The organism is Streptomyces sp. NPDC027672 (genome assembly GCF_055566335.1).
In genome coordinates this window covers 398,112-420,889 of the sequence record NZ_JBVHSO010000008.1, presented here as the reverse complement: position 1 = coordinate 420,889, position 22,778 = coordinate 398,112, and the positions used below count along the sequence as shown (strand labels likewise).

Annotated in this window: 19 protein-coding genes and 1 rRNA gene; 14 read left to right on the top strand and 6 right to left on the bottom strand. The window is 74.4% G+C overall.

Annotation, left to right across the window (positions count from 1 at the left end; translation table 11 throughout):
• Positions 1–184 precede the first annotated feature (184 nt).
• Positions 185–301 (top strand): 5S ribosomal RNA (gene rrf, locus ACZ4SV_RS21885).
• Between the two features lie 30 nt (positions 302–331).
• Here the strand turns inward: rrf and ACZ4SV_RS21880 are convergent.
• Positions 332–1,816: a hypothetical protein gene (locus ACZ4SV_RS21880; RefSeq protein WP_468006066.1), complete on the bottom strand. Its 1,485-nt coding sequence runs from the start codon at positions 1,814–1,816 to the stop codon at positions 332–334.
• On the opposite strand from ACZ4SV_RS21880, the gene ACZ4SV_RS21875 reads away from it, so the two are divergent.
• The gene (locus ACZ4SV_RS21875; protein ID WP_468006063.1) at positions 1,763–2,680 is read left to right on the top strand and encodes a tetratricopeptide repeat protein; all 918 of its coding nucleotides are present in this window, start codon (positions 1,763–1,765) and stop codon (positions 2,678–2,680) included. The genes ACZ4SV_RS21880 and ACZ4SV_RS21875 overlap by 54 nt on opposite strands.
• Positions 2,681–2,785: 105 nt before the next feature.
• Here the strand turns inward: ACZ4SV_RS21875 and ACZ4SV_RS21870 are convergent, their stop codons facing one another.
• Complete coding sequence (locus ACZ4SV_RS21870; RefSeq protein WP_365879397.1) at positions 2,786–4,069, bottom strand: DUF1015 domain-containing protein; 1,284 nt, start codon at positions 4,067–4,069, stop codon at positions 2,786–2,788.
• Positions 4,070–4,142: 73 nt separating this feature from the next.
• On the opposite strand from ACZ4SV_RS21870, the gene ACZ4SV_RS21865 reads away from it, so the two are divergent.
• The 4 genes from ACZ4SV_RS21865 to ACZ4SV_RS21850 are packed head-to-tail and all read left to right on the top strand — an operon-like array spanning position 4,143 to position 8,163.
• Entirely contained in the window at positions 4,143–5,171 is a 1,029-nt protein-coding gene (locus tag ACZ4SV_RS21865; RefSeq protein WP_468006051.1) for an HAD-IIA family hydrolase, read from the top strand.
• Between the two features lie 57 nt (positions 5,172–5,228).
• Positions 5,229–6,272: a FecCD family ABC transporter permease gene (locus ACZ4SV_RS21860; protein ID WP_468006050.1), complete on the top strand. Its 1,044-nt coding sequence runs from the start codon at positions 5,229–5,231 to the stop codon at positions 6,270–6,272.
• A complete protein-coding gene (locus ACZ4SV_RS21855; protein WP_468006049.1) occupies positions 6,269–7,315 on the top strand; it encodes a FecCD family ABC transporter permease in 1,047 nt (348 codons plus the stop codon). Before ACZ4SV_RS21860 ends, ACZ4SV_RS21855 begins: the two co-directional genes overlap by 4 nt.
• Entirely contained in the window at positions 7,312–8,163 is an 852-nt protein-coding gene (locus tag ACZ4SV_RS21850; RefSeq protein ID WP_397949347.1) for an ABC transporter ATP-binding protein, read from the top strand. Before ACZ4SV_RS21855 ends, ACZ4SV_RS21850 begins: the two co-directional genes overlap by 4 nt.
• Here the strand turns inward: ACZ4SV_RS21850 and ACZ4SV_RS21845 are convergent.
• Positions 8,147–8,494: a sterol-binding protein gene (locus tag ACZ4SV_RS21845; protein WP_468006048.1), complete on the bottom strand. Its 348-nt coding sequence runs from the start codon at positions 8,492–8,494 to the stop codon at positions 8,147–8,149. The genes ACZ4SV_RS21850 and ACZ4SV_RS21845 overlap by 17 nt on opposite strands.
• Positions 8,495–8,536: 42 nt before the next feature.
• Between ACZ4SV_RS21845 and ACZ4SV_RS21840 the strand changes: the two genes are divergently transcribed.
• From ACZ4SV_RS21840 to ACZ4SV_RS21815, 6 genes are all read left to right on the top strand, one after another.
• Entirely contained in the window at positions 8,537–8,908 is a 372-nt protein-coding gene (locus ACZ4SV_RS21840; RefSeq protein WP_468006047.1) for a hypothetical protein, read from the top strand.
• 19 nt (positions 8,909–8,927) lie between these two features.
• Positions 8,928–9,743, top strand: coding sequence for a TlyA family RNA methyltransferase (locus tag ACZ4SV_RS21835; RefSeq protein ID WP_468006046.1), 816 nt, complete (start codon positions 8,928–8,930; stop codon positions 9,741–9,743).
• Positions 9,740–10,657 carry an NAD kinase gene (locus ACZ4SV_RS21830; RefSeq protein WP_365879412.1) on the top strand — a complete coding sequence of 306 codons (918 nt, stop codon included), beginning with the start codon at positions 9,740–9,742 and terminating at the stop codon, positions 10,655–10,657. The genes ACZ4SV_RS21835 and ACZ4SV_RS21830 overlap by 4 nt, the downstream gene beginning before the upstream one ends.
• A gap of 39 nt (positions 10,658–10,696) precedes the next feature.
• The gene (gene recN, locus ACZ4SV_RS21825; protein WP_468006045.1) at positions 10,697–12,439 is read left to right on the top strand and encodes a DNA repair protein RecN; all 1,743 of its coding nucleotides are present in this window, start codon (positions 10,697–10,699) and stop codon (positions 12,437–12,439) included.
• A gap of 37 nt (positions 12,440–12,476) precedes the next feature.
• Positions 12,477–13,232 carry a hypothetical protein gene (locus ACZ4SV_RS21820; protein WP_468006044.1) on the top strand — a complete coding sequence of 252 codons (756 nt, stop codon included), beginning with the start codon at positions 12,477–12,479 and terminating at the stop codon, positions 13,230–13,232.
• 294 nt (positions 13,233–13,526) lie between these two features.
• Complete coding sequence (locus ACZ4SV_RS21815) at positions 13,527–14,690, top strand: glycosyltransferase family 4 protein (protein ID WP_468006043.1); 1,164 nt, start codon at positions 13,527–13,529, stop codon at positions 14,688–14,690.
• Here ACZ4SV_RS21815 and ACZ4SV_RS21810 read toward each other — a convergent pair.
• The 3 genes from ACZ4SV_RS21810 to ACZ4SV_RS21800 form a co-directional block, all read right to left on the bottom strand.
• Complete coding sequence (locus ACZ4SV_RS21810; RefSeq protein ID WP_468006042.1) at positions 14,687–16,333, bottom strand: PucR family transcriptional regulator; 1,647 nt, start codon at positions 16,331–16,333, stop codon at positions 14,687–14,689. The two genes, ACZ4SV_RS21815 and ACZ4SV_RS21810, sit on opposite strands and share 4 nt — an antisense overlap.
• Before the next feature lie 50 nt (positions 16,334–16,383).
• Positions 16,384–17,757 carry an FAD-binding oxidoreductase gene (locus tag ACZ4SV_RS21805; RefSeq protein WP_468006041.1) on the bottom strand — a complete coding sequence of 458 codons (1,374 nt, stop codon included), beginning with the start codon at positions 17,755–17,757 and terminating at the stop codon, positions 16,384–16,386.
• 85 nt (positions 17,758–17,842) lie between these two features.
• Positions 17,843–19,645, bottom strand: coding sequence for a glycoside hydrolase family 15 protein (locus ACZ4SV_RS21800; RefSeq protein ID WP_468006062.1), 1,803 nt, complete (start codon positions 19,643–19,645; stop codon positions 17,843–17,845).
• Between the two features lie 543 nt (positions 19,646–20,188).
• On the opposite strand from ACZ4SV_RS21800, the gene ACZ4SV_RS21795 reads away from it, so the two are divergent.
• Positions 20,189–21,838, top strand: a complete 1,650-nt coding sequence (locus ACZ4SV_RS21795; RefSeq protein ID WP_365878405.1) for a CTP synthase — start codon at positions 20,189–20,191, stop codon at positions 21,836–21,838.
• A gap of 121 nt (positions 21,839–21,959) precedes the next feature.
• On the top strand, positions 21,960–22,586 hold the full coding sequence (locus tag ACZ4SV_RS21790) for an NUDIX hydrolase (RefSeq protein WP_365941592.1): 627 nt from the start codon (positions 21,960–21,962) through the stop codon (positions 22,584–22,586).
• Positions 22,587–22,778: the final 192 nt, after the last annotated feature.

The following is a 22,778-nucleotide window of genomic DNA, read 5'->3' as shown; positions in this document are numbered from 1 at the left end:
GGTTGATAGGCCAGATATGGAAGCCTGGTAACGGGTGGAGTTGACTGGTACTAATAGGCCGAGGGCTTGTCCATTGATGCTCGCGTTCACTGTGTATGTTCTGAGGCAACGAACGGTTGCCGGTTCAGAGCTGAACTGTATACACAAGTAAAAAGTGTGCTTGTTCGCTCGAAACCATTAGGGTTTCGGTGGTCATAGCGTGAGGGAAACGCCCGGTTACATTTCGAACCCGGAAGCTAAGCCTCACAGCGCCGATGGTACTGCAGGGGGGACCCTGTGGGAGAGTAGGACGCCGCCGAACAATCTTTGGAGGACCCCTGGTCACCAGCGTTCAGCTGGGACCAGGGGTCCTTTTGTTTTTACAATGCTTGCAGTACCTAAGACAGGAGTCACCATGTCCACCAACTCTCCCGACGAGCGACCGGAGCGCGACCAGCGGCGACGGGACAGTGGTGACCGCGGTGACCGTGGTGACCGGGGCGGCTTCCGCCGGGACAACGACCGCCGTCCCAACGACCGTGCCGGCTACGGCCGGAGCGATGGCCGCCGGAGCGACGACCGTCGTGACGACCGTGGTGACCGTCGTGACGACCGTGGCGACCACCGTCCCCCCTTCCGTCGCGACGACGACCGCCGTGGTGGTGGTTTCCGCCGCGAGGGTGAGCGCGGTGCGCGTCCGGGCTTCCAGCGCGACGACCGCGACCGTGGTGACCGTGGCGGCTTCCGCCGCGACGACCGACGTGACGACCGTGGCGACCGCGGTGGCTTCCGCCGTGACGACCGGCGCGATGACCGTCGTGACGACCGCGGTGGCGACCGCCCCTCGTTCCGCCGCGACGACCGTGGCAGCGACCGTCCGTCCTTCCGTCGTGATGACGACCGCGGTGGTCACGGCCAGCGTGGCGGCGACCAGCGCAGTGGCGGCTTCGGACGCCGGGACGACCAGCGCGGTGGCTTCCGCCGCGACGACCGGCGTGACGACCGCCGCGATGACCGTGGCGGCGACCGCCCCTCGTTCCGCCGCGACGACCGCAGCGGCGACCGTCCCCCCTTCCGCCGCGACGACGACCGCCGTAGCGATGACCGTCGTGGTGGTGGCGGTTTCCGCCGCGACGACGACCGCGGTACGCGTCCGGGCTTCCAGCGCGACGACCGGGACCGTGGTGACCGTGGCGGCTTCCGCCGCGATGACCGTCGTGACGACCGCAGCGGCGACCGCCCCTCGTTCCGCCGTGACGACCGCAGCGGCGACCGTCCCCCGTTCCGCCGCGACGACCGTGGCAGCGACCGTCCGTCCTTCCGTCGTGATGACGACCGCGGTGGTCACGGCCAGCGTGGCGGCGACCAGCGCGGTGGCGGCTTCGGACGCCGGGACGACCAGCGCGGTGGCTTCCGCCGCGACGACCGGCGTGATGACCGCCGCGATGACCGTGGCGGCGACCGCCCCTCGTTCCGCCGCGACGACCGCAGCGGCGACCGTCCCCCCTTCCGCCGCGACGACGACCGCCGTAGCGATGACCGCCGTGGCGACGACCGCGGTGGGTTCCGTCGTGACGACAGCCGTGGTGAGCGGGGTGGCTTCCGGGGCCGGGACGACCGGGACGCCCGTGGGCCGCGCCGTGACGACCGGGGCGGACGCCCCGGCGGCTTCCGCGGCCGCGATGACCGTGACAGCCGTGACAGCCGGGACAGCCGGGACGACCGCCGTGGCGGTGGCCGGTTCCGCGACGAGCGGGACCGGGACCGGGAGCCGATCAAGCGGCTGCCCATCCCGGAGGACGTCACCGGCGACGAGATCGACAAGGACGTCCGACAAGAGCTCCAGAGCCTGCCCAAGACGCTCGCGGAGGACGTCGCCAAGAACCTGGTGATGGTCGCCCGTCTGATCGACGAGGACCCCCAGGGCGCCTACGGCTACTCCAAGGTGGCCCTGCGTCTCGCGTCCCGCGTGGCCGCCGTACGCGAGGCCGCCGGTTTCGCCGCGTACGCGAACCAGAAGTACGGCGAGGCCCTCGCCGAGTTCCGGGCGGCCCGGCGGATGACCGGCACCGTCGAGCTGTGGCCCGTGATGGCCGACTGCGAGCGCGGGCTCGGACGGCCGGAGAAGGCGCTGGACATGGCCGGCGCCCCCGAGGTGCACAAGCTGGACAAGGCCGGGCAGGTCGAGATGCGGCTCGTGGCCGCCGGTGCCCGGCGGGACATGGGCCAGTTGGACGCGGCCATCGTGACCCTGCAGAGCCCGGAGCTGGCCTCCCACTCGGTGCAGCCGTGGACCGCGCGCCTGCGGTACGCCTACGCCGACGCCCTGCTGGCCGTCGGCCGGGAGCGCGAGGCACGCGAGTGGTTCGCGAAGGCCGTCGAGGCCGACCGGGACGGCAGCACCGACGCCTCCGACCGGCTCGCCGAGCTGGACGGCGTGGAGTTCGTCGACGCCCTGGCCGAGGACGCTCCCGAGGACGCCCTCGAAGATGTCTCCGAGGATGCTTCCGACGAGACCGAGGAGCCCTCCGGCAAGTCCTCCGAGGACCACGCGGAGAACGCCGAGGTCGCGGAGAACGCCAAGGTCGCCGAGAACGCCGAGGACGCGAAGGTCGCCGAGGACGCCGAGGACGCGAAGGCCGCGGAGAACGCCGAGGACGCGAACGCCGCGCAGGACGCGGAGGACGGCGACAAGGACTGACGCCGCTCACCGGCGACGTCACCGGAGAGAAGCCGACGAGAAAAGGGCAGGCCCCCCGGGGCCTGCCCTTTTCCGTATCGCCGTTCTCTTCCCTGTGCCGTCCGCTCAGATCTCCAGGGCCCGCAGCACCAGCCCGGACGCAGGTTTCGGACCGAACGACGTGGACTTGCGGGGCATCGTCACGCCCTGCCGGGCCAGGTCGCGGACGACCTCCTCGCGGACGGGGTGCATCAGCACGGCCGTGGCACCGTCGCGTTCCGCCTTCTCGACCGTCGCGGCCGTGTCGTGGATGTAGGCGACGTGGGCCGGCGAGTCCTCGGGGATGTGCCACACGTGCTCCAGCAGCACGGTGTGCAGGACCGTGGCGTCCAGGGAGCGCCAGGCGGACGGGCGGTCGGTGCGGATGGTGCGGGCCAGCAGGTCCGGGTCGGGCCGGTCGACCAGGTGGAAGGCGCCGTCGCCGGCCAGCAGGAAGGCGTTGCCGTCCCGGGCCGCGTCCGCGAGCGCCGCCAGGGCGTCGGGGAGGGGCTTGTCGAGGCGCCGTACCCGGAACCGGCCGTCCAGCGCCCGCAGCGCGTCCGCGACCGGCAGGCCGTGCAGCAGCCGGTGGATGGCGCGCACCCGCAGCGGGTAGCGGGCGGTGTCGACCAGCAGGACCAGGCCGTAGTCCCAGGGGCTGGGGGAGGGGTGTTCCGCGCGCAGCCGGCGGTAGGTGGCCCAGCGGTGGTGGCCGTCGGCGATCAGGGCCTGCCGGCCGGCCAGGTCGGTCCGGACCCGGGCCAGGACCTCGGCGTCGGTGAGGGACCACAGGCGGTGCCGGAAGCCGTCCTCGGTGGTCGTGGCCAGCAGCGGCGGGCGCTCGGCCGTGCGCTCGACCACCTCGGCGGCCGCGCCGTCGCCGCGGTAGGTCAGCAGCAGCGGCTCCAGGTTGGCGCGGGTGGCGCGCATCAGCGCCGCCCGGTCGGCGACCACGGGCGGCATGACGTCCTCGTGCGGCAGCACCACGCCCTCGGCGGGCTCCGTGACCCGCAGCGCGCCGATGATGCCGCGCTGGAGCAGGCCGTCGCCGTCGCGCTGCTCGTACACGTACAGGCCGGGGTCCGGGTCGGCGACGAGGATGCCCTCGGCCAGCCAGCGGCGCAGCGTGTCGGCGGCCTGGTCGGTGCGGGCGCTCGGGGAGCCGGCCTGGGGCAGGATCAGCCGGACGATGTTGTGCGGATCGGCCGACTGGAGGTGGTGCAGGCCGTCGGGCCGTACGACGACGTCGTAGGGAGGGGAGGTGACGGAGGCGAGGCTGCCGACCCGGTCAGGGTCGTAACGGAGACCTCGGAACGGGGTGAGTTCCAGGCCGCGGCGCGTCGTTGCCTCCGAGTGACCTGCTGTCTTCATCCCGGCATCGTACGTGTGCCGGTGCCATGCGGGATGATCGAGGGAAGGCGAGTCGACGAGGAGCGATACGGATATGAGCCAAGGCGTCAGGACGAGGCCCGAGGGCAGTGGGCGGCCCCTGAGCGAGACGTACGACACGGCGCTGCTCGATCTGGACGGGGTGGTGTACGCGGGGGGCAGCGCGATCGCGCACGCGGTCGACTCGCTGGCGACGGCGCGGGCGGGCGGGATGCGGCTCGCGTACGTCACCAACAACGCGCTGCGGACCCCGGACGCGGTGGCCGGGCACCTGACGGAGCTGGGCATACCGACGGGCGCGGACGACGTCATCACCTCCGCGCAGGCCGTCGCGCGGCTGATCGGCGAGCAGTTGCCGGCCGGGGCGCGGGTGCTGGCGATCGGCGGTGAGGGGCTGCGGGTGGCGCTGCGCGAGCGCGGCCTGGTGCCGGTGGAGTCGGCGGACGACGACCCGGCGGCGGTCGTGCAGGGCTACGGCGGCCCGGACCTGCCCTGGAAGCGGTTCATGGAGGCGTCGTACGCGATCCGGCGGGGACTGCCGTGGTTCGCGTCCAACACCGACCTGACGATCCCGAGCGGCCGGGGCATCGCGCCGGGCAACGGGGCCGCCGTGGAGGTGGTGCGGATCGCGACCGGTGCCGAGCCGCAGGTCGCGGGCAAGCCGCTGCCCCCGATGCACCGGGAGACGATCATCCGGACCGGGGCCCGGCACCCGCTGGTGGTGGGCGACCGGCTGGACACGGACATCGAGGGCGCGTTCAACGGCGGGGTGGACTCGCTGCTGGTGCTGACCGGCGTCACCGACGGCGCGCAACTGCTGGCCGCGCCGCCCCGGCACCGGCCGACGTATGTGGACGCGGATCTGCGCGGGCTGCTCGGCGGGCAGCCGGAGGTCACCGAGGAGGGGGACGGCTTCCGCTGCGGCGGCTGGACGGCCGCGCCCGGCGACGGACGGCTGGAGCTGACGGGCGACGGTGCGCCGCTGGACGGACTGCGGGCGCTGTGCGCGGCGGCCTGGACGGCGGCCGGCGACGGCTCCTGCGCGCTGGACGGGGAGAAGGCACTGACCCGGCTCGGTCTCTGACGGACCGGCGGGACACCGGGGATCGAGAAGCAGTGCAGGGTAGGCTAACCTAACCCCGTGTTGGTCGACAGTCCTCCGGTACCGCGCGCGGAGAACGCCCCCGCGCCCCCAACCCACCGAGCGGCCAGGGCCCTTGGGCTCCTGCTGTCCGCCGTGCTCCTGGTGCTCGTCGCGCTGGCGAGCATCGCGGTCGGGGCCAAAGGACTGTCCCCGGAGCAGGTCTGGCACGGCCTGTTCCACGACACCGGGACGTACGGCGACGTGGTCGTGGACGAACGGCTCTCGCGCACGGTGCTCGGCCTGCTGGTCGGCGCCGCGCTCGGGCTGGCGGGCGCGGTGCTCCAGGCGCTGACCCGCAATCCGCTGGCCGATCCCGGGCTGCTCGGCATCAACGCGGGCGCCTCCGCCGCCGTCGTCACGGCCATGACCTACTTCGGCGTCACCAGCCTCACCGGCTATGTGTGGTTCGCGTTCCTGGGCGCTGCGGCGGTCGGTGCGCTGGTGTGGTTCCTCGGCGGCAGCCGGGGCGCCACCCCGGTGCGGCTGGCACTCGCCGGCACGGCGATCAGCGCGGCCCTGTACGGCTATCTCCAGGCCGTGATGATCACGGACGGCGCGGCCCTGGGCAGGATGCGCTTCTGGACGGTGGGCTCCCTGGCCTCGGCGGACCGCTCGACCATCCTCCAGGTGCTGCCGTTCCTCGCGGCCGGCACCGTCCTCGCGCTCGCGCTGGCCCGGCCGCTGAACGCCGTGGAGATGGGCGACGACACCGCCCGCGCCCTCGGCGCCCACCTCGACCGCACCCGCGCGCTGGCCATGCTGGCCGCGGTGGTGCTGAGCGGCGCCGCGACGGCCGCCTGCGGCCCGATCGTCTTCGTCGGTCTGATGGTGCCGCACGTCGTGCGCTCCTTCACCGGCCCCGACCTGCGCTGGATCCTGCCGTACGGCACGCTGCTGGCGCCCGTGCTGCTGCTCGGCGCCGATGTCATCGGCCGGGTCGTGGCCCGGCCGGCCGAGCTCCAGGTCGGCATCGTCACCGCGGTCGTCGGCGGCCCGGTCTTCATCTTCCTCGTACGACGACGCAGGACGGCCCAACTGTGAAGACGTACTCCCAAAGCCGTGCCGTACGCCTCCCCGGCGGGCTCTCCCTGCGCCTGGACGCTCGCGCCCTGCTCGTCGTGGTCCTGCTGCTGGCCGCCGCCGGAGCGGCCGGTGTCGCGCTGATCGGCACCGGCGACGCCAGGATCCCGGCCGCCGACGTGCTGCGGACACTCGCCGGGCAGGGCACCGCCTACCAGGACTTCATCGTCAACGAGCTGCGGCTGCCCAGGGTCCTCGTCGGACTGCTGGTCGGGGCCTCGCTCGGGCTCGGCGGCGCGCTGTTCCAGTCCGTCTCCCGCAACCCGCTCGGCAGCCCGGACGTGCTCGGGCTGTCGCAGGGTTCGACGGCCGGCGCGCTCGTCGTGATCGTGCTGCTGTCCGGCAGCGCCGCCCAGGTGACCGTGGGCGCCCTCGCCGGCGGCCTGGCGACCGGTCTCGCGGTCTACGCGCTCGCCTGGAAGCGGGGCGTGCACGGATACCGGCTGGTGCTGGTGGGCATCGGCGTCAACGCGATCGCCACGGCGGTCAACGGCTATCTGCTCACCAAGGCCGACCTGGTCGACGCGACCCGCGCGGTGGTGTGGATGACCGGCTCGCTCAGCGGCCGGGACTGGGAGCAGGTCTGGCCGCTGCTCGGGCTGTGCGCCGTCGTCGTCCCGCTGGTCCTCGTCAACGCCCGGGGCCTGCGGATGATGGAGATGGGTGACGACACCGCGCACGCGCTCGGTGTGCGCGTCCAGCGGGTCCGGCTGCTGCTGATGGTCTCGGCCGTGCTGCTCACCGCCGCCGCCACGGCCGCCGCGGGCCCGGTCAGCTTCGTCGCGCTGACCGCGCCGCAGCTCGCCCGCCGCCTCACCCGCTCCCCGGGACCCAACCTGGTGCCCTCGCTGTGCATGGGAGCGGTGCTGCTGGTCGCCGCGGACTGGGCCTCGCAGCGCGCCTTCGGCGCCGACCAGTTGCCCGTCGGCGTCGTCACCGGCGTCCTCGGCGGCGCCTATCTGCTGTGGCTGCTGGTCGCCGAGCGCAAGGCGGGCCGGATATGAGCGCCACCCCCGAGTCCGACCGCAAGAGGAGCACCGTGAACCGCCTGTCCGCCGAGAACGTCACCCTCGCCTACGACCAGCGCGTCATCGCCGAGCAGTTGTCGGTGGAGATCCCCGACCACTCCTTCACGGTGATCGTCGGCCCGAACGCGTGCGGCAAGTCGACGCTGCTGCGGGCGCTGTCGCGGATGCTGAAGCCGAGTCAGGGCCGGGTGCTGCTGGACGGGCAGGCCATCCAGTCGCTGCCGGCGAAGAAGGTCGCGCGGACCCTCGGCCTGCTGCCGCAGTCGTCCCTCGCGCCCGACGGCATCACGGTCGCCGACCTGGTCGGCCGGGGCCGCTACCCGCACCAGGGGCTGCTGCGCCAGTGGTCGGCGCAGGACGAGCGGGTCGTGCGGGAGTCGATGCGCCAGACCGGGGTGGCGGAGCTGGCCGACCGGTACGTGGACGAGCTGTCCGGCGGGCAGCGCCAGCGCGTGTGGATCGCCATGGCGCTCGCCCAGCAGACCCCGCTGCTGCTCCTGGACGAGCCGACCACCTACCTCGACATCCAGCACCAGATCGACGTCCTCGACCTGTGCGCCGAACTCCACGAGGAGCAGGGCCGGACGCTGGTGGCGGTGCTGCACGACCTCAACCACGCCGCCCGCTACGCCACGCACCTCATCGCGCTGCGCGGCGGCAGGGTGATCGCCGAGGGCGCCCCGAACGACATCGTCACGGCCGGGCTGGTCGAGGAGGTCTTCGGGCTGCGCTGCCAGGTCATCGAGGACCCGGAGACGGGCACCCCGCTGGTGGTGCCGGCGGCCCGCAGGACCCGCGCCGGGCGGGTCACAGCAGCTTCCTGAGCCGGAACAGGTCCAGCAGGCCCGCCTCCAGCCGTACCCGGCCCGAGCCCCAGGCGGTGGCGAAGTCCAGCGCGCCGTCCACCAGGGCCACCAGGTCGTCGCCGGTCAGGGCGAGCCTGATCCGGGCCTTCTCCCGGGGCGGCCCCGGGTGGGTCGCGTCGACCTCGATCCGGCCGCCGGTCATCCGGCCCTCGAAGGTGACGTCCAGATCGGTGAGGTGGCAGCTGACCGAGCGGTCGAGCGCGGCGGCGGCGCGGGCCCGGCCCTCGGCCCCTCGCATATTGGCCGAAAACCGCCCCAGTGCGGCGCGGCACTCCTCGATCGTGGCCATCGCCCCCGACGGTACCGCAGCGGTTCGGGGTAGCGTCGGGGCATGAGCGAGTCCGTCTCCGCGGCCGAGACCGCCAGGCCGGCCGAGTACGCCACGCGGGCCGAGCACGACCACGGTCCCGACTACGACCGTGAGGCCGGGCCCGAGCAGGAACCCGTACCCGGGTCCGGGCGTGAGTCCGGACAGGAGCCCGGGTCCGGGCTCGACCCCGCCGCCCCGGCCCCGCTGGACATCCCGCGCACCCCCACCGGCGACGCCGGGATCGACGCCCACCTGGACCGGCTGGGCGACGCCGACCACCTCGCCACCGACGGACACCTCCAGGTGTACGAGGATGTACACCGGGGGCTGCGCGACGCGCTCACCGCGCTCGACGCCCGCCCGGGACCTCCGGCGCCCCCACGGCCTTACTGAAGCAGGAGCTGAACCGAACGTGGCAGGAGTCGCACGTCGCCGCCTCGACGCCGAGCTGGTCCACCGCAAGCTGGCGCGCTCGCGCGAGCACGCCAGCCAGCTCATCGCCGCCGGCCGGGTCAGCGTCGGCAAGATGGTGGCGACCAAGCCGGCCACCCAGGTGGAGACCGCCGCAGCGATCGTCGTACGGGCCGACGAGAGCGACCCGGGCTACGTCTCCCGGGGCGGCCACAAGCTGGCGGGCGCGCTGGAGGTCTTCGTGCCCGGCGGGCTCGTCGTCGAGGGCCGGCGCGCGCTGGACGCCGGCGCCTCCACCGGCGGCTTCACCGATGTCCTGCTGCGCGCGGGCGCCGCCCATGTCGTCGCCGTGGACGTCGGTTACGGACAGCTCGCCTGGTCGCTGCAGAGCGATGAACGCGTCACCGTCAAGGACCGTACGAACGTACGCGAGTTGACGCTCGACGCGATCGACGGGAAACCCGTGGACCTTGTCGTGGGCGATCTGTCCTTCATCCCGCTCGGCCTGGTGCTGCCCGCCCTGAAGCAGTGCGCGGCCCCGGACGCCGACCTGGTGATGATGGTCAAGCCGCAGTTCGAGGTGGGCAAGGACCGGCTCGGCAGCGGAGGTGTCGTCCGCAGTCCGCAACTGCGGGCGGAGACCGTGCGGCAGGTGGCCGAGCGGGCGTGGGAGCTGGGGCTCGGGGTGCGGGGCGTGACCGCCAGTCCGCTGCCCGGCCCCTCGGGCAATGTCGAGTACTTTCTCTGGCTGCGGGCGGGGGCACCCCGGGTGGACCCGGCCGACGTCGACCGTGCAGTGGCGGAGGGGCCGCGTTGACACAGAACCTGGCGCGTACTGTTTTCCTGCTCGCCCACACCGGGCGGCCCGCGGCGATCCGCAGCGCGGAACTCGTCGTCAAGGGCCTGCTGCGGCATGGCATCGGGGTGCGGGTGCTGGAGGAGGAGGCGCGCGACCTGCCGCTCCCGGACGAGGTCGCCCTGATCAAGGAGGCCACCCCGCAGTGCCTGGACGGGTGCGAGCTGCTGATCGTGCTCGGCGGCGACGGCACCCTGCTGCGCGGCGCCGAGTTCGCGCGGGCCTCCGGGGTGCCGATGCTCGGCGTCAACCTCGGGCGCGTCGGGTTCCTCGCGGAGGCCGAGCGCGACGACCTCGACCGGGTGGTGGACCGGGTGGTGTCGCGGTCGTACGAGGTCGAGGAGCGGATGACCGTCGACGTCGTCGTGCACCGCAACGGCGACATCGTGCACACCGACTGGGCGCTGAACGAGGCGGCCGTGCAGAAGGCCGGCGCCGAGAAGCTGCTGGAAGTCGTGCTGGAGATCGACGGGCGGCCGGTGACGGGGTTCGGCTGCGACGGGGTCGTCCTGTCCACGCCCACCGGGTCCACGGCGTACGCCTTCTCCGCCGGGGGACCGGTGGTCTGGCCGGAGGTGGAGGCGCTGCTGATGGTGCCGATCAGCGCGCACGCGCTGTTCGCCAAGCCGCTGGTGACCTCGCCGGACTCGGTGCTCGCGGTGGAGGTGCTGCCGCACATCCCGCCCGGCGTGCTGTGGTGCGACGGCCGGCGGACGGTCGAGCTGCCGCCCGGCGCGCGGGTGGAGGTGCGGCGCGGGGCCGTGCCCGTGCGGCTGGCCCGGCTGCACCACTCGTCGTTCACGGACCGGCTGGTGGCCAAGTTCGCGCTGCCGACCACGGGCTGGCGCGGAGCACCGCACCACTCCTCCGAGTGAGACCGCCGGGCCATGTGCGTTCCCGGCCCCGGACCTCGTATGGTCTGTTCCGTGTTGGAGGAGATGCGGATACGGTCGCTCGGGGTCATCGACGATGCCGTGGTCGAGCTGTCGCCGGGGTTCACCGCGGTCACCGGTGAGACGGGTGCGGGCAAGACCATGGTCGTCACGAGCCTGGGGCTGCTGCTCGGCGGCCGGGCGGACCCGGCGCTGGTGCGGATCGGGGCGGGCAAGGCGGTCGTGGAGGGACGGATCGCCGTGCCCGCCGGCGCCGCCGCCGTGCTGCGCGCCGAGGAGGCCGGGGCCGAGCTGGACGACGGCGCCCTGCTGATCAGCCGTACCGTCTCCGCCGAGGGCCGCTCCCGGGCGTTCCTGGGCGGGCGCAGCGTGCCCGTCGGGCTGCTCGCCGAGCTGGCCGACGACCTGGTGGCCGTGCACGGGCAGACCGACCAGCAGGGACTGCTGAAGCTGTCCCGGCAGCGGCAGGCGCTCGACCGGTACGCGGGCGACGCCGTCGCCGTGCCGCTGGCCAAGTACAGCGAGGCCTACCGGCGGCTGCGGGCCGTCTCCGCCGAGCTGGAGGAGATCACCACGCGGGCGCGTGAGCGGGCGCAGGAAGCCGACCTGCTCCGCTACGGCCTGGACGAGATCGCCGCCGTGGAACCCCGGCCAGGCGAGGACGTGGAGCTGGCCGAGGAGGCCGAGCGGCTCGGGCACGCCGAGGCGCTGGCGTCCGCCGCGACGGTCGCGCACGCCGCGCTCGCGGGCAATCCCGAGGACCCCGAGGGCATCGACGCGGCCACGCTCGTCGCGGGCGCCCACCGGGCCCTGGAGGCCGTGCGCGGCCACGACCCGGCGCTGGCCGCGCTCGCCGACCGGATCGGGGAGATCGGCATCCTGCTCGGTGATGTGGCCGGCGAGCTGGCCGGATACGCCGACGACCTGGACGCCGACCCGCTGCGGCTGGCCGCCGTGGAGGAGCGCCGGGCCGCGCTGACCGCGCTGACCCGCAAGTACGGCGAGGACGTGGACGCGGTGCTGGCCTGGGCCGAGCGCGGCGCCGCCCGGCTCACCGAGCTGGACGGCGACGACGGGCGGATCGCGGAGCTGACCGCCGAGCGGGACGCGCTGCGCACCGGTCTCGGGGCGCTCGCGCAGGCGCTGACGGACGCGCGGACGGAGGCCGCCGAGCGGTTCGCCGCGGCGGTGACCGCCGAGCTGGCCTCGCTGGCGATGCCCCACGCGCGCGTGTCCTTCGACATCCGGCAGACCGAGGACCCGGAGGGCGTCGAGGTCGACGGCCGGACGGTCGCCTACGGCCCGGCCGGCGTGGACGAGGTGGAGCTGCTGCTCGCCCCGCACCCGGGCGCCCCGGCGCGGCCCATCGCCAAGGGTGCCTCCGGTGGCGAGCTGTCCCGGGTGATGCTCGCGGTCGAGGTCGTCTTCGCGGGCACCGATCCCGTGCCGACGTACCTGTTCGACGAGGTCGACGCCGGTGTCGGCGGCAAGGCCGCGGTCGAGATCGGCCGCCGGCTGGCGAAGCTGGCCAAGACCGCGCAGGTCGTCGTGGTCACCCATCTGCCCCAGGTCGCTGCGTTCGCCGACCGCCAGCTCCTGGTGGAGAAGACCGACGACGGCTCCGTCACCCGCTCCGGCGTGAAGGTCCTGGAGGGCGAGGACCGCATCCGCGAACTGTCCCGCATGCTGGCGGGCCAGGAGGACTCGCAGACGGCCCGGGCCCACGCGGAGGAACTCCTGGCCACGGCCCGCGCGGAGGTGTGAGGGACCCGGCCCGGAGCGGGGTCCCTAGAGTGGGGCCGTGATCGACAAGCGCGCGCTCCGCTCCCTCCTGCTGGCCGCAACCCTCACCCGGACCGGCCAGACCCTGCTGCGCGCCACCGCGCCCGGCGGGCGCGGGCGGTGGGAGCGCAGGAATCACGCCGGGCGGGACGTCGGGATGTACGCCGGGCCCGCCGTGGCGATCGGGGCGGCGGTGGCCGCCGGGCGGGTGTGCCCCGCGGCCGGGATCGCGGTGCTGGGCGCCGGGGTGTGCGGGGCCTACGACGATGTCGCCGGGGATCACCGGCGGGGGTTCCGGGCGCACCTGCGCGCGCTGCGGGACGGCGAGGTCACCAGCGGGGCCGTGAAGCTGTTCGGCATAGCGGCCGCGGGGCTGGCGGCGGGCGCGCTGCTGAAGGAGCGGCCGCTCGACAAGCTGCTCGCCGGGGTCGTGATCGCCGGGACCGCCCACTTCGTGAACCTCCTCGACGTACGGCCGGGACGGGCCGCCGGCGCGGTGGCCCTGCTCGCGGCGCCGGGGCTGCTGCGGACGGGGCCCGGGACCGGGCCGGCCGCCGCCGCGCTGGGGGCCGCCGCCGCTGTGCTGCCCGACGACCTCGGGGAGCGGGTCATGCTCGGGGACACCGGGGCGCACGCCCTCGGTGCCGCGCTCGGGGCGGCCGTAGTGGCGCGGAACCAGCGCGCGGGATTGCTCGCGCACGCCGTCGCCCTGGTCGCCGCGGCCCGTCACGGGGACCGGGTGACCGCCTGGGCGCGGCGCACGGCACGCGGCTGACCTCGCCCGATGCCCGCGGGCACCGCCCCAGCGGGGTGAGCCTCGCCTCGCCCGTGCGGGTGATGTGCTCCGGCGCGTTGCCCCGGTCCGCCGTCCGCTGCGCCCGCCCGGATGTGCCCGAACGGCCCTGTGCCCTGGCATGCTTGGCGCGGAACGCGGGGCGGGCCAGGAGGCCGAACGGTCCGTGCGGGAGGCGCGCGGGATGCGTCCTTCCGCCCCCCGGAGCCCGCTACCTTCGGTACGTTTCCCCGTGACCCCTCCCCGTGAACCAGGAGCCCCGGCCCCGTGACCCCCGTGAGCCCTCTGAGCAGCACCGCACCGCACGGCCAGTCGCCGCTGCGCACCGTGCAGGTGCTCGGCGGAGGCAACACCGGCAGCAGCGCGCACGTGCGCTCCCTGGCCGAGGGACTGGTGGCGAGGGGCGTACGGGTCACCGTGTGCGCCCCCACCGAGGCCGACCGCGCCTACGACTTCACCGGCACCGGCGCCGGCCACGTGCACGTGCCGCGCAGCAGCGACCCCGTCTCGGTGGCCGCGCTCCGCACGGCCTGCGCCCACGCCGACCTGGTGCACGCGCACGGCCTGCACGCCTCCTTCCGGGCCGTCCTCGCGCTCAGCGGGCGCACCACCCCGCTGGTGGTCACCTGGCACGGCCGCGCCCACGCCGAGGGCCCGCGGGCGCACCTGCTGCGGCTGCTGGAGCGGCGGGTGGCCAGGACGGCGGCCGTGGTCCTCGGCACCAGCCCCGAACTGGTCGACCGCGCCCGGCGCAGCGGCGCGCGCGACGCCCGGCTCGCCGCCGTCGCGCTGCCCGGCCGGCACCGGCCCGGCGGCCCGTCCGGCACCCACGGCGGCACCGCCGCCGCCGACCCCGACCGGCGCCGGCCCAAGGTCCGCGCCGAACTCGGCGCCACCGGCCGCCCGGTGATCCTGGTGGCCGGCTCCCTGGACCGCCACCGCGGCTACGACGTGCTGCTCGACGCGGCCCGCTCCTGGCGGGAACTCGACCCGGCGCCGCTGGTGGTGATCGCGGGGGAGGGGCCGCTGCGGCCGGTGCTCCAGCGGCGGATCGGCGACGAGGAGCTGCCGGTACGGCTCCTCGGGCGCCGCGAGGACGTGCCCGAACTGCTCGCCGCCGCCGACCTGGCCCTCCTGACCGGCGCCCCGGAGCCGCGGCCCGTCCTCGCGCAGGAGGCGCTGCGGGCCCGCGTGCCGCTCGTCGCGCCCCGGACCGGCGGCATCCCGGACCTCGTCGGCGACGCCGCCGCCCTCGTCCCGTACGGCGATCCGGCGGCCCTCGCCGACACGGTCGTACGGCTGCTCGCCGACCCCGAGTGGTGCGCGCTGCTGCGCGAGCGCGGCACCCGGCAGGCCGCGACCTGGCCGACCGAGGAGGAGACCGTGGCGCAAGTGCTCAGCGTGTACGACGAACTGACCCAGCCGCGGCCACTGCCCTAAGCGACATGACGGCGCGCCCGCAGGGCCAGGCTGAGCGCCAGCACCGTCTGCGGGTCGTCCAGGTCGGTGCCGAGCAGCTCGCCGATGCGGGCGAGCCGGTTGTACAGCGTCTGCCGGTTGAGGTGCAGCTCGCGGGCCGTCTCCGCCTTGCGGCCGGCGTGCGCGAGATAGGTCTCCAGCGTCGGCAGCAGCGGCGGCCGGGAGCGCTGGTCGTGCGCGCGCAGCGGGCCGATCGCCCGGTCCACGAAGGCCGCCAGGTCCGGATGGTCCCGCAGCCGCCACAGCAGCAGGTCGATGTCGAGGCGCCGGGCGTCGTACCAGGGCCGGTCGGGCAGGCCCTGCGCCGCCGTCGCCGTCTCCGCCGCGTGCCGCAGCCCCGCCGAGGCCGCCGCCCAGCCGCCGGCCACCCCGACCACCACCACCGGCGGCGGCGAGCCCGGCCGCCGCATCCCGGCCCGCTCCGCCCCGGCCCGCAGCGCCGCCGCGACTCGGTCCGCCACCGCCGCCCGCTCCGGCTCCGCGCGCAGCCCCAGCAGCACCGGCACCCGGCCCTCCACCGGCCGCACCCCCAGCAGCACCGGCACGCCCACCGCCGCCAGCTCCTCCGCGACCGCCCGGGCCAGCACCGCCCAGCCCCCGCCGGCCGGGAGCGTGTCCCCGAGCCGCATCACCACCGGCAGCAGCGGGCCGTCACCGGGCCGGAAGCCGAGCACCCGGGCCTGCGCCGGCGCGTCCTGGGCCGCGATCCGGCCCTCGGCGAGATCGGTGAGGAAGTCACCGCGCCCGCGCGCCGCCAGCTCCTCCTCCTGCCGGGCCTGCATCAGCACCACCGCCAGGATGCCCGCGGTCCGTTCGGCGGCGATCCGGTGCACCGGGGCCGGCGCCGCGCACACCGGCGGCAGGACCAGCCGGGCGCGCACCGACCCCGACGTGCCGGGCCCGCCGCCGGGCACGTCCACCAGCACCGAACCGGCCGGCGGCGGGACCTCCTTGTGCGGGCCGCGCAGCCCCTCCCACACCTGGAGCGGATCGGCGCCCTCCGGCCCGGCCCCGGCGGCGTACAGCAGCCGGCCGTCGGCCGTCTCCAGGAACACCGGGTTGCCGCTGAAGTCGGCCAGGATGCCCAGCACCTGCGGCACCCCGCCACCGCTCAGCAGCGCCTCGGTACAGCGCCGGTGCACCTCCTCGGCGCGCTGGAGCAGCGCGTAGTGGCCGTTGACGATCTCCGTGTGGATCTCCTCGGTCACCGTCACGAACGGCACCTCGCGATGGAGCTGGACCAGCGGCAGGCCGGCCGTCCGGGCCGTCTCCACCAGCGCCGCCGGCAGCCGGGCGAAACGCGGGCCCAGCTCCACCACCAGGGCGGCGATCCCGCGCTCGGCCAGGGTCCGCACGAACGCCCGCTGCTCGGCCGGCCGGGTGCCGAAGCCGTAGCCGGTGGTGAGCAGCAGCTCGCCGCCCTTGAGCAGCGAGGCGATGTTCGGCACCTCGCCCGCGTGCACCCAGCGCACCGTGCGGCCGAGCCGGTCGGCACCCGCCACGATCTCCGGCAGCCCGCTGCGCAGGCCGGGCAGCTCCAGGGCCCGCCGCACGGTGATCCCGGCGCCCTGGGTGTCGAAACGGTGGTCGGTACGGCTGTCCATGCAGCGGACGCTACCTGCGCAAACGCGCCGACGACAGGTGCGCGGGCCGGCTACAGCGGGCGGATGTTGTGGTTGACGCGGAAGACGTTGTCGGGGTCGTAGCGCCGCTTCACCCGCTCCAGGCGCAGCAGGTTCCCGGCGCCCAGCCCCGCCCGCACCCGCTCGGCGCCCTCGTCGCCGACGAGGTTCAGCGGGACGGCGTCCGCGCTCCACGGTCCGAGAGCGGCCCGCGCCTCGCGCACCCAGCCGGCCGCCCGCTCGTCGTCGGCCGGGTCCGCCCACGCCGCGTACGGGTGCGCGGTCCAGGGAGCGTCCCGGCCGGACACCGGGTACCCGCGCGGGCCCGCCGCGACCGCCCCGCCTCCCGGGAACAGCGCGAGCCGGGTCCCGGCCGGCTCCGGCGCGGCGGCCGCGCGGGCGCAGAACGCCTCCACCGCCGCGTCCGGCAGCCCGGTCAGACACTGCGCCGACCAGTGGGCGCGCAGCCCGGCCGGGGCGTCGAGCAGGCGCTGCGCGCCGGCGTACGGCAGGTCGCCGGCCAGCTCCGCGTCGTACGGCAGCGCGCGCAGCGGCGCGGCGAGCGCGCGCAGTCCGGCCCAGGGCCCGGCGTAGGTCAGCAGCGCCGCGCACAGCGGCCGGCCGGCCGGCGCCCACGGCCCGCGCGGCCCGGTGACGCACAGCACCGCGCCGCCCACCTCGTCCGGGCCGGTACGGATGATCTCCCGGAAGGCGCGGACCACCCGCGGTCCGTGCCGCGGCGCGAAGGCCAGCAGGGCGAGGGAGAACTCCGGCAGCGGGTGCAGCCGCAGGGTGAGCGCGGTGGCGACGCCGAAGTTGCCGCCCGCGCCGTGCAGCGCCCAGAACAGCTCGGGATGCTCGCCGGCACTCGCCCGCACCCGCTCCGCGCCGGCGGTCACCAGCTCGGCGCCGAGGAGGTTGTCGGCGGCCAGGCCGAAGACCCGGTCCAGCCAGCCGGTGCCGCCGCCGAGGACGAAGCCGGCCACGCCGACGGCGGAGTCCCGCCCGCCGGTCGTCGCGAGCCCGTGGAGCTGGGCGGCCCGGTCCAGCCGGCCGATCGTGGCGCCGCCCTCGACCCGGGCCGTCCCGGCCGCCGGGTCGACCGTCACCCGGCGCATCCGGCGCAGGTCCACCAGGAGCGCGCCGTCCGCCGGCGCCGCGCCGGCCAGGCCGTGGCCGCCGCCGCGCACCGCGACGCGCAGGTCCAGCTCCCTGGCGAAGCGCACCGCCCGCACCACGTCGGCCGTGTCCGCGCACCGGGCGATCACGGCCGGCCGCCGTTCGGCCCGCGCGTCGAAGAGCGTACGGGCCGCGTCGTACCCCGGGTCGTCCGGGGCGAGCACCTGGCCGGCCAGCTCCGCGCGGAGCGCGGCCAGAGCCGTGTGCGCCTTGGAACGGAGAGCCATCACCCGCCCCCTGCCGGAAGGGAACTCCCTCCCAGCGTAGGCCGCGCCCCGCGGACGGCGGGGCGCGCCCGGCCGGGCGGGGCGGCTAGCCGCCGTACGCCCCCGAGGCCGTCAGCCGCAGCGCGGTGTCGATCAGCGGGACGTGGCTGAACGCCTGCGGGAAGTTGCCCACCTGGCGCTTCAGCCGCGGGTCCCACTCCTCGGCGAGCAGACCGAGGTCGTTGCGCAGCCCGAGCAGCTTCTCGAACAGCCGGCGGGCCTCGTCCACCCGGCCGATCATCGCCAGGTCGTCCGCCATCCAGAACGAGCAGGCCAGGAAGGCGCCCTCGTCACCGGGCAGGCCGTCCACGCCCGCGTGCCGGCCCTCGGTCGGGTAGCGCAGGATGAACCCGTCCGGGGTGGACAGCTCCCGCTGGATCGCCTCGATGGTGCCGATCACCCGCTTGTCGTCCGGCGGCAGGAAGCCCATCTGCGGGATGAGCAGCAGCGAGGCGTCCAGCTCCTGCGAGCCGTAGGACTGGGTGAAGGTGTTGCGCTCCTTGTCGTAGCCCTTCTCGCACACGTCCCGGTGGATGTCGTCGCGCAGCTCGCGCCACCGCTCCAGCGGGCCGTCCGCGTCCCCGGACTCGACCAGCTTGATCGTGCGGTCCACCGCGACCCAGGCCATCACCTTGGAGTGCACGAAGTGCCGGCGCGGCCCGCGCACCTCCCAGATGCCCTCGTCCGGCTCCTGCCAGTGGTCCTCCAGGTAGCGGATCAGCTTGAGCTGGAGCAGCGAGGCGTAGTCGTTGCGGGCCAGGCCCGTCATGTGGCCCAGGTGCAGGGCCTCGGTGACCTCGCCGTACACGTCGAGCTGGAGCTGGTGCGCGGCGCCGTTGCCGACCCGGACCGGGGCGGACTTCTCGTAGCCCGGCAGCCAGTCCAGCTCGGCCTCGCCCAGCTCCCGCTCGCCGGCGATGCCGTACATGATCTGGAGGTTCTCCGGGTCGCCGGCGACCGCCCGCAGCAGCCACTCGCGCCAGGCGCGGGCCTCCTCGCGGTAGCCCGTGCGCAGCAGCGAGGACAGGGTGATCGCCGCGTCCCGCAGCCAGGTGTAGCGGTAGTCCCAGTTGCGCACGCCGCCGATGTCCTCCGGCAGGGAGGTGGTGGGCGCGGCGACGATGCCGCCGGTCGGGGCGTAGGTGAGCGCCTTGAGGGTGATCAGGGAGCGGATCACCGCCTCGCGGTACGGCCCGTGGTACGTACACTGCTCGACCCACTCGCGCCAGAAGCTCTCCGTGGCCTCCAGGGACTGTTCCGGCTCGGGCAGGGCCGGGGGCTCCTTGTGCGAGGGCTCCCAGGAGATCGTGAACGCGATCCGGTCACCGGGGCCGACCGTGAAGTCGGCGTAGGTCGTCAGCGCCTTGCCGTAGGTCTCGGCCTCCGTGTCGAACCACACGGAGTCCGGCCCGGCGACGGCCACCGTGCGGCCCTCGTGCTTGTGCACCCACGGCACCACCCGGCCGTAGGAGAACCGCATCCGCAGGGCCGAGCGCATCGGCACCCGGCCGGTGACGCCCTCCACGATCCGGATCAGCTGCGGGGCGCCGTCCCGCGGGGGCATGAAATCGGTCACGCGCACGGTGCCGCGCGGGGTGTCCCACTCGGACTCCAGGATCAGCGAGTCGCCGCGGTAGCCGCGCCGGGCGGCCGTGGGCGGCGCGGCGTCGGCGGCGTGCGCCGGGCCGAGCCGCCAGAAGCCGTGCTCCTCGGTGCCCAGCAGGCCGGCGAAGATGGCGTGCGAGTCGAAGCGGGGCAGGCACAGCCAGTCCACCGTGCCGTCCCGGCAGACCAGTGCGGCGGTCTGCATGTCTCCGATGAGTGCGTAGTCTTCGATGCGCCCGGCCACGTGCAACTCCAGTCGAACGGCCACGTCACCCCCGCGCAGGGGGATATCGCTTAGTGCGGTCAAGGGGTCGTTGTTATGCGTCGTTGAGCGGTGAAGCAAAGCAGTCCGCCGAGCCTTGAGGCAACAACACGACAGTCCTTGCTCAACGAACTGCCGCGCTCTCGTTGTTCCGGTGATACAGGCGGGGGTGTGCCCGTCGTTCCGGCCGGGCGCGGCAGTGAGTGTCCGAGCAGGATACGACGCACGTAGATGATGTGTGTGCCGCTCCGGGCAACCCGTGTGAGCCGAACGGATGAGCGGCGGGTGATTACCGTGTGTCTGGGTGGTGCCCGGAGTGACACGAGTGACACCTGCGGGTCCGCAGGGTGCCCGGGCGGGTGCGGAGCGTGGCCGGAAGCCATCCCGTTCCGGCGCTGATACCCTGGTAGCCCGTGGACCGGTGGGAGAAAAACCCCCGAACCGCAGCGACGGCACCCCCGGAGATCCCCGGGCGGGAAGCCGCCCGGCATCACAGACAGCGACCACGGGAGCCCCCTCTTGGCCATGCCGCCCAAATCCTCGACGACCAAGCACATCTTCGTCACCGGGGGTGTCGCCTCCTCGCTCGGCAAGGGACTGACCGCCTCCAGCCTGGGCATGCTGCTCAAGGCCCGCGGCCTGCGTGTCGTGATGCAGAAGCTGGACCCGTACCTGAACGTCGACCCCGGCACGATGAACCCCTTCCAGCACGGTGAGGTGTTCGTCACCAACGACGGCGCCGAGACCGACCTGGACATCGGCCACTACGAGCGCTTCCTCGACCGTGACCTGGACGGCAGCGCCAACGTCACCACCGGCCAGGTCTACTCCACGGTGATCGCCAAGGAGCGCCGCGGCGAGTACCTGGGCGACACCGTCCAGGTCATCCCGCACATCACCAACGAGATCAAGCACCGCATCCGCCGCATGGCCACCGACGAGGTCGACGTGGTCATCACGGAGGTCGGCGGCACGGTCGGCGACATCGAGTCCCTGCCGTTCCTGGAGACCGTCCGCCAGGTCCGCCACGAGGTCGGCCGCGACAACGTCTTCGTGGTGCACATCTCGCTGCTGCCCTACATCGGCCCGTCCGGCGAGCTGAAGACCAAGCCGACCCAGCACTCGGTGGCCGCGCTGCGCAACATCGGCATCCAGCCCGACGCGATCGTGCTGCGCTGCGACCGGGAGGTGCCCACCGCGATCAAGCGGAAGATCTCCCTGATGTGCGACGTGGACGAGGCCGCCGTGGTCGCCTGCCCCGACGCCCGCTCCATCTACGACATCCCCAAGGTCGTGCACACCGAGGGCCTGGACGCCTACGTGGTGCGCAAGCTGGACCTGCCCTTCCGGGACGTGGACTGGACCACCTGGGACGACCTGCTGGACCGGGTGCACAACCCCGACCACGAGATCACCCTGGCCCTGGTCGGCAAGTACATCGACCTGCCCGACGCCTACCTGTCGGTCACCGAGGCCCTGCGCGCCGGCGGGTTCGCCCACCGTGCCCGGGTGAAGATCAAGTGGGTCACCTCCGACGACTGCAAGACCCCGGCCGGCGCCAAGGCGCAGCTCGCCGACGTGGACGGCATCTGCATCCCCGGCGGCTTCGGCGACCGCGGTGTGCTCGGCAAGGTCGGCGCGATCCGCTACGCCCGCGAGAACCGGATCCCGCTGCTGGGCCTGTGCCTGGGCCTGCAGTGCATCGTGATCGAGGCCGCCCGGAACCTGGCCGGCATCACCGACGCCAACTCCACCGAGTTCGACCCGGCCACCGGCCACCCGGTGATCTCCACCATGGCCGAGCAGCTCGACATCGTCGCCGGCGAGGGCGACATGGGCGGCACGATGCGGCTGGGCATGTACCCGGCCAAGCTGGCCGAGGGCTCCATCGTCCGCGAGGTCTACGACGGCAAGGAGTACGTCGAGGAGCGCCACCGGCACCGCTACGAGGTGAACAACGCCTACCGCGCGGAGCTGGAGAAGAAGGCGGGCGTCCTGTTCTCCGGCACCTCCCCGGACGGCAAGCTGGTGGAGTACGTCGAGTACCCGCGTGACGTCCACCCCTACCTGGTCGCCACGCAGGCCCACCCGGAGCTGCGCTCCCGGCCGACGCGCCCGCACCCGCTCTTCGCCGGCCTGGTCAAGGCGGCGGTCGAGCGGAAGACCGCCGAGTAACACACCGGTTGTACGGTGGCCGGGGTGCGTACCCGCTCAGGGTGGGCACCCCGGTCTCTGTTCCCGGCCGGACCCGCGACGTGTCCGGCCGGCTGTGTGGGAAAGACGTGGAAGGACAGGCATGACGATCAAGGACACTCCCGCGGAGTGGGAGATCCGGGCGACGGAGACCCCCTTCACGGGCAACAAGACCTCCGTGCGCACCGACGACGTGGTCATGCCCGACGGCTCGGTGGCCCGCCGGGACTACCAGGTCCACCCCGGCTCGGTCGCCGTCCTCGCCCTGGACGAGGAGGACCGGGTCCTGCTGATCAACCAGTACCGGCACCCGGTGCGGCACAAGCTGTGGGAGATCCCGGCCGGCCTGCTGGACGTGCCCGGCGAGAACCCGCTGCACGCCGCCCAGCGGGAGCTGTACGAGGAGGCGCACGTCAAGGCCGGCGACTGGCGGGTGCTGACCGATGTGTACACCACGCCCGGCGGCTGTGACGAGGCCGTGCGGATCTTCCTCGCCCGGGACCTGTCCGACGCCGACGGGGAGCGCTTCGCGGCGGAGCACGAGGAGACCGACATGGAGCACGCGCGCGTGCCGGCCGACGAGCTGGTGCAGCGGATCCTCGCCGGTGACGTGCACAACAACTGCCTGGTGGTCGGCGTCCTCTCGCTGGTCGCCGCCCGCGGCGGGGCCGGGCTGGACGCCCTGCGCCCGGCCGACGCGCCCTGGCCGGCCCGTCCGTTCGGGAACTGACGGGCACGTCCATGGCCCGCGCCGGCCTCCGGGAGCCGGCCGGCGCGTCCTGCCCGGCGCGTCCCTTCGGCAGTCGGCCGGTCGGCGCGCGCCTTCGGTGACCGGCCGGCCCGCGCGTCCGTCCAGGGGCTGTCCGGTGCCTCCCGCCCGCCCGGACCTCCCGGCAGGCCCGCACCCGTCCGGGGGACTGGT

Coding starts and splice junctions, on each gene's coding strand:
- ACZ4SV_RS21865 (WP_468006051.1), top strand. CDS start 4,143: ATGAGCCAAGGCGTCAGGACGAGGCCCGAGGGCAGTGGGCGGCCCCTG.
- ACZ4SV_RS21795 (WP_365878405.1), top strand. CDS start 20,189: ATGCCGCCCAAATCCTCGACGACCAAGCACATCTTCGTCACCGGGGGT.
- ACZ4SV_RS21840 (WP_468006047.1), top strand. CDS start 8,537: ATGAGCGAGTCCGTCTCCGCGGCCGAGACCGCCAGGCCGGCCGAGTAC.
- ACZ4SV_RS21870 (WP_365879397.1), bottom strand. CDS start 4,069: ATGAAGACAGCAGGTCACTCGGAGGCAACGACGCGCCGCGGCCTGGAA.
- recN (WP_468006045.1), top strand. CDS start 10,697: ATGGTCTGTTCCGTGTTGGAGGAGATGCGGATACGGTCGCTCGGGGTC.
- ACZ4SV_RS21810 (WP_468006042.1), bottom strand. CDS start 16,333: ATGGACAGCCGTACCGACCACCGTTTCGACACCCAGGGCGCCGGGATC.
- ACZ4SV_RS21790 (WP_365941592.1), top strand. CDS start 21,960: ATGACGATCAAGGACACTCCCGCGGAGTGGGAGATCCGGGCGACGGAG.
- ACZ4SV_RS21805 (WP_468006041.1), bottom strand. CDS start 17,757: ATGGCTCTCCGTTCCAAGGCGCACACGGCTCTGGCCGCGCTCCGCGCG.
- ACZ4SV_RS21845 (WP_468006048.1), bottom strand. CDS start 8,494: ATGGCCACGATCGAGGAGTGCCGCGCCGCACTGGGGCGGTTTTCGGCC.
- ACZ4SV_RS21850 (WP_397949347.1), top strand. CDS start 7,312: ATGAGCGCCACCCCCGAGTCCGACCGCAAGAGGAGCACCGTGAACCGC.